Origin of the sequence: Mycobacterium sp. (assembly GCF_044370595.1) — a bacterium.
Lineage (GTDB): Bacteria > Actinomycetota > Actinomycetes > Mycobacteriales > Mycobacteriaceae > Mycobacterium.
Genome location: NZ_JBILVF010000170.1, coordinates 1 through 7,155 on the forward strand (window position 1 = coordinate 1; position 7,155 = coordinate 7,155).

The 7,155-nt window shown below is 66.2% G+C and carries 7 protein-coding genes, 4 tRNA genes and 1 pseudogene; 9 read left to right on the forward strand and 3 right to left on the reverse strand.

Annotated features, from left to right (window positions below):
• Positions 1–42: 42 nt before the first annotated feature.
• Positions 43–115, reverse strand: a tRNA-Lys gene (locus ADBZ5N_RS16280).
• A gap of 130 nt (positions 116–245) precedes the next feature.
• Between ADBZ5N_RS16280 and ADBZ5N_RS16285 the strand changes: the two genes are divergently transcribed.
• From ADBZ5N_RS16285 to ADBZ5N_RS16295, 3 genes are all read left to right on the forward strand, one after another.
• A tRNA-Glu gene (locus ADBZ5N_RS16285) sits at positions 246–318 on the forward strand.
• Between the two features lie 33 nt (positions 319–351).
• A tRNA-Asp gene (locus tag ADBZ5N_RS16290) sits at positions 352–425 on the forward strand.
• Positions 426–459: 34 nt separating this feature from the next.
• A tRNA-Phe gene (locus ADBZ5N_RS16295) sits at positions 460–536 on the forward strand.
• 3 nt (positions 537–539) lie between these two features.
• Here the strand turns inward: ADBZ5N_RS16295 and ADBZ5N_RS16300 are convergent.
• Positions 540–1,712, reverse strand: a complete 1,173-nt coding sequence (locus ADBZ5N_RS16300) for an acyl-CoA dehydrogenase family protein (protein ID WP_526259190.1) — start codon at positions 1,710–1,712, stop codon at positions 540–542.
• A gap of 25 nt (positions 1,713–1,737) precedes the next feature.
• On the opposite strand from ADBZ5N_RS16300, the gene fabG reads away from it, so the two are divergent.
• The 6 genes and pseudogenes from fabG (at position 1,738) to ADBZ5N_RS16330 (ending at position 6,696) form a co-directional block, all read left to right on the forward strand.
• On the forward strand, positions 1,738–2,478 hold the full coding sequence (fabG, locus tag ADBZ5N_RS16305; RefSeq protein WP_526259192.1) for a 3-oxoacyl-ACP reductase FabG: 741 nt from the start codon (positions 1,738–1,740) through the stop codon (positions 2,476–2,478).
• Positions 2,478–3,695 (forward strand): thiolase family protein, encoded by a 1,218-nt coding sequence (locus tag ADBZ5N_RS16310; protein WP_526259194.1) that lies wholly within the window; start codon positions 2,478–2,480, stop codon positions 3,693–3,695. Before fabG ends, ADBZ5N_RS16310 begins: the two co-directional genes overlap by 1 nt.
• The gene (locus ADBZ5N_RS16315) at positions 3,692–4,885 is read left to right on the forward strand and encodes an acyl-CoA dehydrogenase family protein (RefSeq protein ID WP_526259196.1); all 1,194 of its coding nucleotides are present in this window, start codon (positions 3,692–3,694) and stop codon (positions 4,883–4,885) included. The genes ADBZ5N_RS16310 and ADBZ5N_RS16315 overlap by 4 nt, the downstream gene beginning before the upstream one ends.
• Positions 4,886–4,887: 2 nt before the next feature.
• Positions 4,888–5,070 (forward strand): annotated as a pseudogene (locus ADBZ5N_RS16320) (hypothetical protein); the annotation flags it as partial.
• 113 nt (positions 5,071–5,183) lie between these two features.
• Positions 5,184–6,227 carry a TIGR03857 family LLM class F420-dependent oxidoreductase gene (locus ADBZ5N_RS16325; protein ID WP_526259202.1) on the forward strand — a complete coding sequence of 348 codons (1,044 nt, stop codon included), beginning with the start codon at positions 5,184–5,186 and terminating at the stop codon, positions 6,225–6,227.
• A 28-nt stretch (positions 6,228–6,255) separates the two neighbouring features.
• Positions 6,256–6,696: an SRPBCC family protein gene (locus ADBZ5N_RS16330; RefSeq protein ID WP_526259198.1), complete on the forward strand. Its 441-nt coding sequence runs from the start codon at positions 6,256–6,258 to the stop codon at positions 6,694–6,696.
• 49 nt (positions 6,697–6,745) lie between these two features.
• Here ADBZ5N_RS16330 and ADBZ5N_RS16335 read toward each other — a convergent pair.
• Positions 6,746–7,155: aminotransferase class I/II-fold pyridoxal phosphate-dependent enzyme (locus ADBZ5N_RS16335; RefSeq protein ID WP_526259200.1), on the reverse strand; the 410-nt coding region annotated here is incomplete at its 5' end.

The window sequence follows — 7,155 nt, forward strand, 5'->3', positions numbered from 1 at the left end:
ACCCCGGCAAGATCCGAAGAGCCAGTAATCCAACCGAAAGAGTGCCCCCACTAGGACTCGAACCTAGGACCTGCGGATTAAAAGTCCGTAGCTCTACCAACTGAGCTATAGGGGCGCGGGCACCAGAATACTGGGCTGTCTTCGACGGACGGGACCGGGCTGTTTGGGGATTGGCCTGGCATCCCCTAAGCTCAAGTGCGCTCAACGTGGAGACGTCGTTAAGCACCCCGGAGAGATTCGGCCAGGCCCCCTTCGTCTAGCGGCCTAGGACGCCGCCCTTTCAAGGCGGTAGCGCGGGTTCGAATCCCGTAGGGGGTACGTACGACGTGGATTCGCGGAGTGCACAAGCAAGGCCCTGTGGCGCAGTTGGTTAGCGCGCCGCCCTGTCACGGCGGAGGTCGCGGGTTCGAGTCCCGTCAGGGTCGCCGATTCGGCGAGGCACCTTCACTGGGGCCTTCCGGCCAGGTAGCTCAGTTGGTACGAGCGTCCGCCTGAAAAGCGGAAGGTCGCCGGTTCGATCCCGGCCCTGGCCACCACTATCACTCTCTGGCCCGCGCGGCTTTCACCAAGCCCCCGCCGATGATCAACCGCTGAATCTCGCTGGTGCCCTCGTACAGCCGCAGCAACCGCACCTCCCGGTAGATGCGCTCCACCGGCACCCCCCGCATGTAGCCGGTACCGCCGTGGATCTGCACGGCCAGGTCGGCGACCCGGCCGGCCATCTCGGTGCAGAACAGTTTGGCCGCCGACGGGGCGATCCGGCGGTCGGATCCGTCGAGCCACTGCCGCGCCGCCTCGCGCACCATCGCCAGCCCGGCCATCACGTCGGTCTGCTGATCGGCCAGCATCGCCTGCACCAGCTGAAAGGTGCCGATGGGGACACCGCCCTGGGTGGCCGTAGTCGCGAATGACACCGACTCATCCAGGGCGCGCTGCGCGGCCCCCACCGCCAGCGCCGCGAGGTGGATGCGGCCACGGGCCAGGGAGGTCAGGGCGGCTCGGTAGCCGATGTCCTCGCTGCCGCCGATGAGAGCCTCCGAGCCCACCGCGACGTCGGTGAAGTACACATCGGAGGTCCAGGCGCCCTCCTGGCCCATCTTGGCGTCCTTGACGCCCACCTGCACCCCCGGGGTATCGGCGGGCACCAGGAACACCGCAATGCCGGCGCCGTCGGCGTCGGCGGGTCGGGTCCGGGCGAACACCACGAACAGGTCGGCCACCGGCGCGTTGGTAATCCAGCGCTTCTGTCCGTTGATCAACCATCCATCGCCATCGCGCACGGCCCGGGTCCGCAGGCCCGCCGGATTGGACCCCGCGCCGGGTTCGGTCAGGGCGAACGAGGCGACCACCTCCCCGACAGCCATCGGCTCCAGCCATCGTGCCTTCTGTTCCTCAGTGCCGAATCCCACGAGAACCTGGCCGGCGATGCCGTTGTTGGTGCCGAACATCGACCGCACCGCCAACGAGGTGTAGCCCAGTTCCAAGGCCAACTCGACGTCTTGGACGATGTTCAAGCCCAGACCGCCACACTGCTGCGGGATCGCGTATCCGAACAGTCCCATTGCCTTGGCTTGCTGCTGGATGTCGTCCGGTACGCGGTCACCCTCGGCGATCTCCGACTCCCGGGGCACGATCACCGAACGGACGAAATGGCGGGTCTGGGCCAGGATGTCCCGGAAGTCGTCGTCGCCCACGGCAGGCTCAGCAGTCATGACGTCATCAAATACGATCAGACGCATGGCGTTGCTGGCAGGTCGGACCGCGATCGTTACCGGCGGTGCGCAGGGACTCGGCTACGCCATCGCCGAGGTGTTCATCGCCGAGGGGGCTCGGGTGGTGCTCGGTGATCTTGATCTGGACCAGACCCGCGCGGCCGCCGAAACCCTGGGCGGCGACGACGTCGTACGCGCGGTGCGCTGCGACGTCACCTCGGCCACTGATGTGGAGGCCCTGGTCGCCGCCGCGGTGGAACAATTCGGCCGCCTGGACGTGATGGTGAACAACGCCGGCATCACCCGCGACGCCACGCTGCGCACGATGACCGAGCAACAATTCGACGAGGTCATCGCCGTTCACCTCAAAGGCACCTGGAACGGCACCCGCGCGGCCGCTGCGGTGATGCGCGAGCAGGGTGGGGGCGCGATCATCAACATGTCGTCGATCTCCGGCAAGGTCGGGCTGATCGGCCAAACCAACTATTCGGCGGCCAAAGCCGGGATCGTCGGCCTCACCAAGGCCGCCGCAAAAGAACTCGCCCATCTCGGGGTGCGGGTCAACGCGATCCAACCAGGCCTCATCCGCTCGGCGATGACGGAGGCTATGCCGCAACGGATTTGGGACGCCAAACTTGCCGAAGTGCCGATGGGCCGGGCCGGAGAACCCCGTGAGGTAGCGACCGTCGCGCTCTTCCTCGCCTCTGACCTCTCGTCGTACATGACGGGCACGGTCCTGGAAGTCACCGGCGGGCGGCACATCTAGTGTCCCGAGTCGCTGTGATCTGCGAACCGGTCCGGACTCCGATCGGCCGCTACGGCGGAATGTTCAAGAGCCTCAACGTTGTCGATCTCGCGGTTGCCGCGCTGACCGGACTTCTTGACCGCGCCGGGGTCGCACCGGAGTCGGTCGAGGACGTGATCCTCGGGCACTGCTATCCCAATCCCGAGGCGCCGGGACTGGGCCGGGTGGTGGCACTCGACGCCGGCCTGCCGGTGAGCGCGTGCGGCATGCAGGTCGACCGCCGCTGCGGGTCGGGCCTGCAGGCAGTCATCAACGCCTGCATGCAGGTGGCCTCCGGCGTCAACGACGTGGTGGTGGCCGGCGGCGCGGAGAGTATGAGCAACGTCGCCTTTTACTCGACCGATATGCGTTGGGGTGCGGGCAGTCGTGGTGTTCGGATGCGCGACGGGCTCACCCGGGGCCGGGTGACCGCCGGTGGCAAGAGCCATCCGGTTGCGGGAGGAATGCTCGAAACCGCCGAGAATCTGCGCCGCCAGTACGGCATCTCCCGGGCCGAACAGGACGAACTGGCGGTGCAGTCCCACCAGCGGGCCGTCGCCGCGCAGCGCAGCGGTGTCCTGGCGCAGGAGATCATCCCGGTGACGGTGCCGGGCCGTTCCGGCGAGCAGGTGATCGACACCGACGAGCATCCCCGAGCAGATACCAGCATCGAAGCGCTGGCCCAACTCAAACCCCTGCTGCTGCAACATGATCCGGAGGCGACGGTGACAGCTGGCAACGCCAGCGGCCAGAACGACGCCGCCTCGATGTGCATCGTCACCACCCCCGAGAAGGCCGCAGCGCTGGGCCTGCAGCCGATGGTCCGACTGGTCTCCTGGGCGGTTGCCGGTGTAGAGCCCAAGGTCATGGGCATCGGCCCGGTCCCGGCCACCGCTGCCGCATTGGGCAGAGTAGGTCTGTCGCTGGCCGATATGGGCGTCATCGAACTCAACGAGGCCTTCGCCGCCCAAGCCCTCGCCGTCATGCGGGAGTGGGGGTTCACCGAGAAGGATCGCCGGCGCACCAACATCCATGGTTCGGGAATCTCACTCGGCCATCCCGTCGGGGCCACTGGGGGGCGGATGCTGGCCACGTGCGCCCGCGAACTGCACCGGCGCGGTGCCCGCTACGGCCTGGAGACCATGTGCATCGGCGGTGGCCAGGGCTTGGCCGCCGTGTTCGAGACGGTGACGCAGTGACTCGGCTCGCTCAGACCCTGGGCCTGACCGAGTTCCAGACCGAAATCATCGCCACGGTGCGGCGCTTCGTCGACAAGGAAGTCATCCCGAACGCCCAGCACCTCGAACACTCCGACAGCTATCCGCAGGCCATCGTCGACCAGATGCGCGAGATGGGTCTGTTCGGGCTGATGATCCCCGCGGAGTACGGCGGTCTGGGGGAGTCGCTGCTGACCTATTCCCTCTGCGTCGAGGAACTCGCGCGGGGATGGATGAGCATCTCCGGGGTGATCAACACCCACTTCATCGTCGCCTACATGATCCGCCAGCACGGAACCGACGAGCAGAAGCAGCGGTTCCTGCCCCGGATGGCAACCGGTGAGACCCGCGGCGCGTTCTCCATGTCCGAACCCGAGGTGGGATCCGACGTCGCCGCGATCCGCACCAAGGCGATCCGCAACCCCGAGGGCACCTACATCCTGCACGGCCAGAAGATGTGGCTGACCAACGGCGCGACGTCTACCCTGGTCGCGGCCCTGGTCCGCACTGAGGAGGGCGCTGACTCCCCGCACCGCAACCTGACCGCGTTCCTGATCGAAAAACCCAGCGGTTTCGGCGAAGTGGCGCCCGGGCTCACCATCCCGGGCAAGATCGACAAGCTCGGCTACAAGGGGATCGACACCACCGAACTGATCTTCGACGGCTACGTCGCCCACGACTCAGACGTACTCGGTGAACAACCCGGGCACGGCTTCGCCCAGATGATGGACGGCGTGGAGGTGGGCCGGGTCAACGTCGCAGCCCGAGCCTGCGGGGTGGCGATCAGGGCCTTCGAACTCGCGGTGCGCTACGCCCAGCAGCGCTCCACCTTCGGTAAGCCCATCGCCGAACACCAGGCCATCGCCTTCCAACTCGCCGAGATGGCCACCAAAGTTGAAGCCGCGCATCTGATGATGGTCAACGCCGCCCGGCTGAAGGACTCCGGCCGGCGCAACGATCTGGAAGCCGGTATGGCCAAATACCTGGCCAGCGAGTTCTGCGCGGAGGTGACCCAGCAGAGTTTCCGCATCCACGGCGGCTACGGCTACTCCAAGGAATACGAGATCGAGCGCCTGATGCGCGACGCCCCGTTCCTGCTGATCGGTGAAGGCACCAGCGAGATCCAGAAATCCATCATCAGCAAGCGACTGCTGGCCGACTACCGGATCTGACCATGACGACACAGCATCGGGCCGAGCGCAAAACCACCTACTGCCGCATCTGCGAATCACTCTGCGGCATGGTCGCCGAAGTACAGGACGGTCGTCTGGTGGCACTACGCGCAGACAAGGAGGAGCATCCACTCTCCACCGGCTTCGCCTGCCAGAAGGGCATCGCCTTCACCGAGGTGGTCGACAGCACCTTGCTGGCGGTGATCTGCTTCGTCAACAGTCTCGGTCTCGGCATTCCGAGCGAAGTGGAGCGGACATGACCGATTTCGGTGCACGAGCGAGCGGTGAGCGCACGCAGATGCACCGAAACCTCGACGAACTCGGCTACTACCTGCTCGCCGGAGCCGGCGGGGAGGGTCCGGCGACACTGATGCAGGAGGCCCGCCGCGGTGAGGAACTCGGCTTCGGGACGGCGTTCATCTCCGAACGATGGAACGTCAAGGAGGCGGCCTCGCTGACGGGTGCGGCCTGCGCAGTCACCCAGCGCATGCAAATCGCCACGGCGGCCACCAATCCCAACACCCGTCACCCGCTGATCACCGGATCGTGGGCCACCACGATGCATCGGCTCTCCGGCGGCCGGTTCACCCTCGGGGTCGGCCGCGGTATCGCCGCGGTGTACGGGGCCTTCGGGATTCCGGCGGTCAGCACCGCGCAGATCGAGGACTTCGCGGTGATGATGCGCCGACTCTGGCGCGGCGAGGTGATCGTCGGACACAACGGCCCGATGGGTAAGTACCCGATCTTGGTGCTCGATCCGGCTTTCCGGGAGGACATCCGGTTGGCGTTGGTGGCGTTCGGGCCGAAGACGCTGCGACTGGGCGGCCGGTTGTTCGACGACGTCATCTTGCACACCTATTTCACCCCGGAGACGGTGGCGCGCTGTGTGCGGACCGTCAAGGACGCAGCCGAGCAGGCAGGCCGCGACCCGGCCGCCGTGCGGGTGTGGTCGTGCTTCGCCACCGTGGGCGCTCACCTCCCTGAGGAATTGCGGATGAAGAAGACGGTGGCCAGGCTGGCGACCTATCTGCAGGGCTATGGCGATCTGATGGTCAGCACCAACCATTGGGATCCGGCCGTGCTGCAACGTTTCCGTGCCGATGAGGTGGTGCAGTCGGTGGCCGGGGGCATTGACCACAAAGCCACCGCCGACCAGATCGAGCACATCGCAACGCTGATCCCTGACGAATGGTTGGAGCCTGCGGCGACCGGGTCGGCACCGCAGTGCGTGGCGCGGATTCGCCGGGAGTTCGACTACGGCGCCGACGCGGTCATCCTGCATGGCGCGACCCCGGACGAGTTGGAGCCGGTTGTGGCGGCCTACCGGGAATCGGTTCCCTAGCCGCCCCCGGTCTCGATACTGTCAATCCATGGCAGCCAACGACTCCCGCGAAGTGGTCATCGAAGCGACACCCGAGGAGATCCTCGACGTCATCGCAGATGTGGAGAATGCCCCGACGTGGTCCCCGCAGTACCAGAGCGCGGAGGTTCTCGACAGGTATGAGGACGGTCGGCCCAAACGGGTCAAGATGAAGGTTAAGGCAGCCGGAATCACCGACGAGATGGAGGTCGAGTACAGCTTCACCGACACGACGGCAGGGTGGACGCTGATCAAGTCCAGTCAGCTCAGAAAGCAGGAGGCGACCTACACGCTCACCCCGACCGGGGACAAGACGAAGGTCCGGTTCGACCTCGCGGTAGACCCGTCGATCCCGATCCCCGGCTTCCTGTTCAAGCGCACCCTCAAAGGGGCGATGGAAACCGCCACCGACGGCCTGCGCAAGCAGGTGCTCAAGGTTAAGAAGCGCTGAGGCCCCTCCCGCCCAACCCGACACACGGACTCAAAAGCCCGTCACAACGTCAATCTCGGCGCAGGGCCTGCAGGCGTTGGACGGCCTCGTCGAGGGTGTCGTCGCGCTTGCAAAAGGCGAAGCGCACCAGGTGATTCCACGCTTCCAGTGCACCACCGGGATCGCAGAAGGCCGACATCGGGATCGCTGCCACCCCTGCGCGGTGTGGCAATTCATCGCAGAACGCGGTGCTGTCGTCGTATCCGAGGGGACGCGGATCGGCGCACAGGAAGTACGTCCCGGCGCTGTCGTGAACATCGAAGCCGATGTCGGTGAGCGCCGCGGCCAACTTGTCCCGTTTTCGCTGCAGCGAATCCCCCAGTGCATCGACCCAGGTGTCCTCATGGTTGAGCGCATAGGCCACCGCCGGCTGAAACGGCGCCCCGCCTACATAGCTGAGGTACTGCTTGGCTGCCCGCA

Coding starts and splice junctions, on each gene's coding strand:
- ADBZ5N_RS16300 (WP_526259190.1), bottom strand. CDS start 1,712: ATGACTGCTGAGCCTGCCGTGGGCGACGACGACTTCCGGGACATCCTG.
- fabG (WP_526259192.1), top strand. CDS start 1,738: ATGGCGTTGCTGGCAGGTCGGACCGCGATCGTTACCGGCGGTGCGCAG.
- ADBZ5N_RS16325 (WP_526259202.1), top strand. CDS start 5,184: ATGCACCGAAACCTCGACGAACTCGGCTACTACCTGCTCGCCGGAGCC.
- ADBZ5N_RS16330 (WP_526259198.1), top strand. CDS start 6,256: ATGGCAGCCAACGACTCCCGCGAAGTGGTCATCGAAGCGACACCCGAG.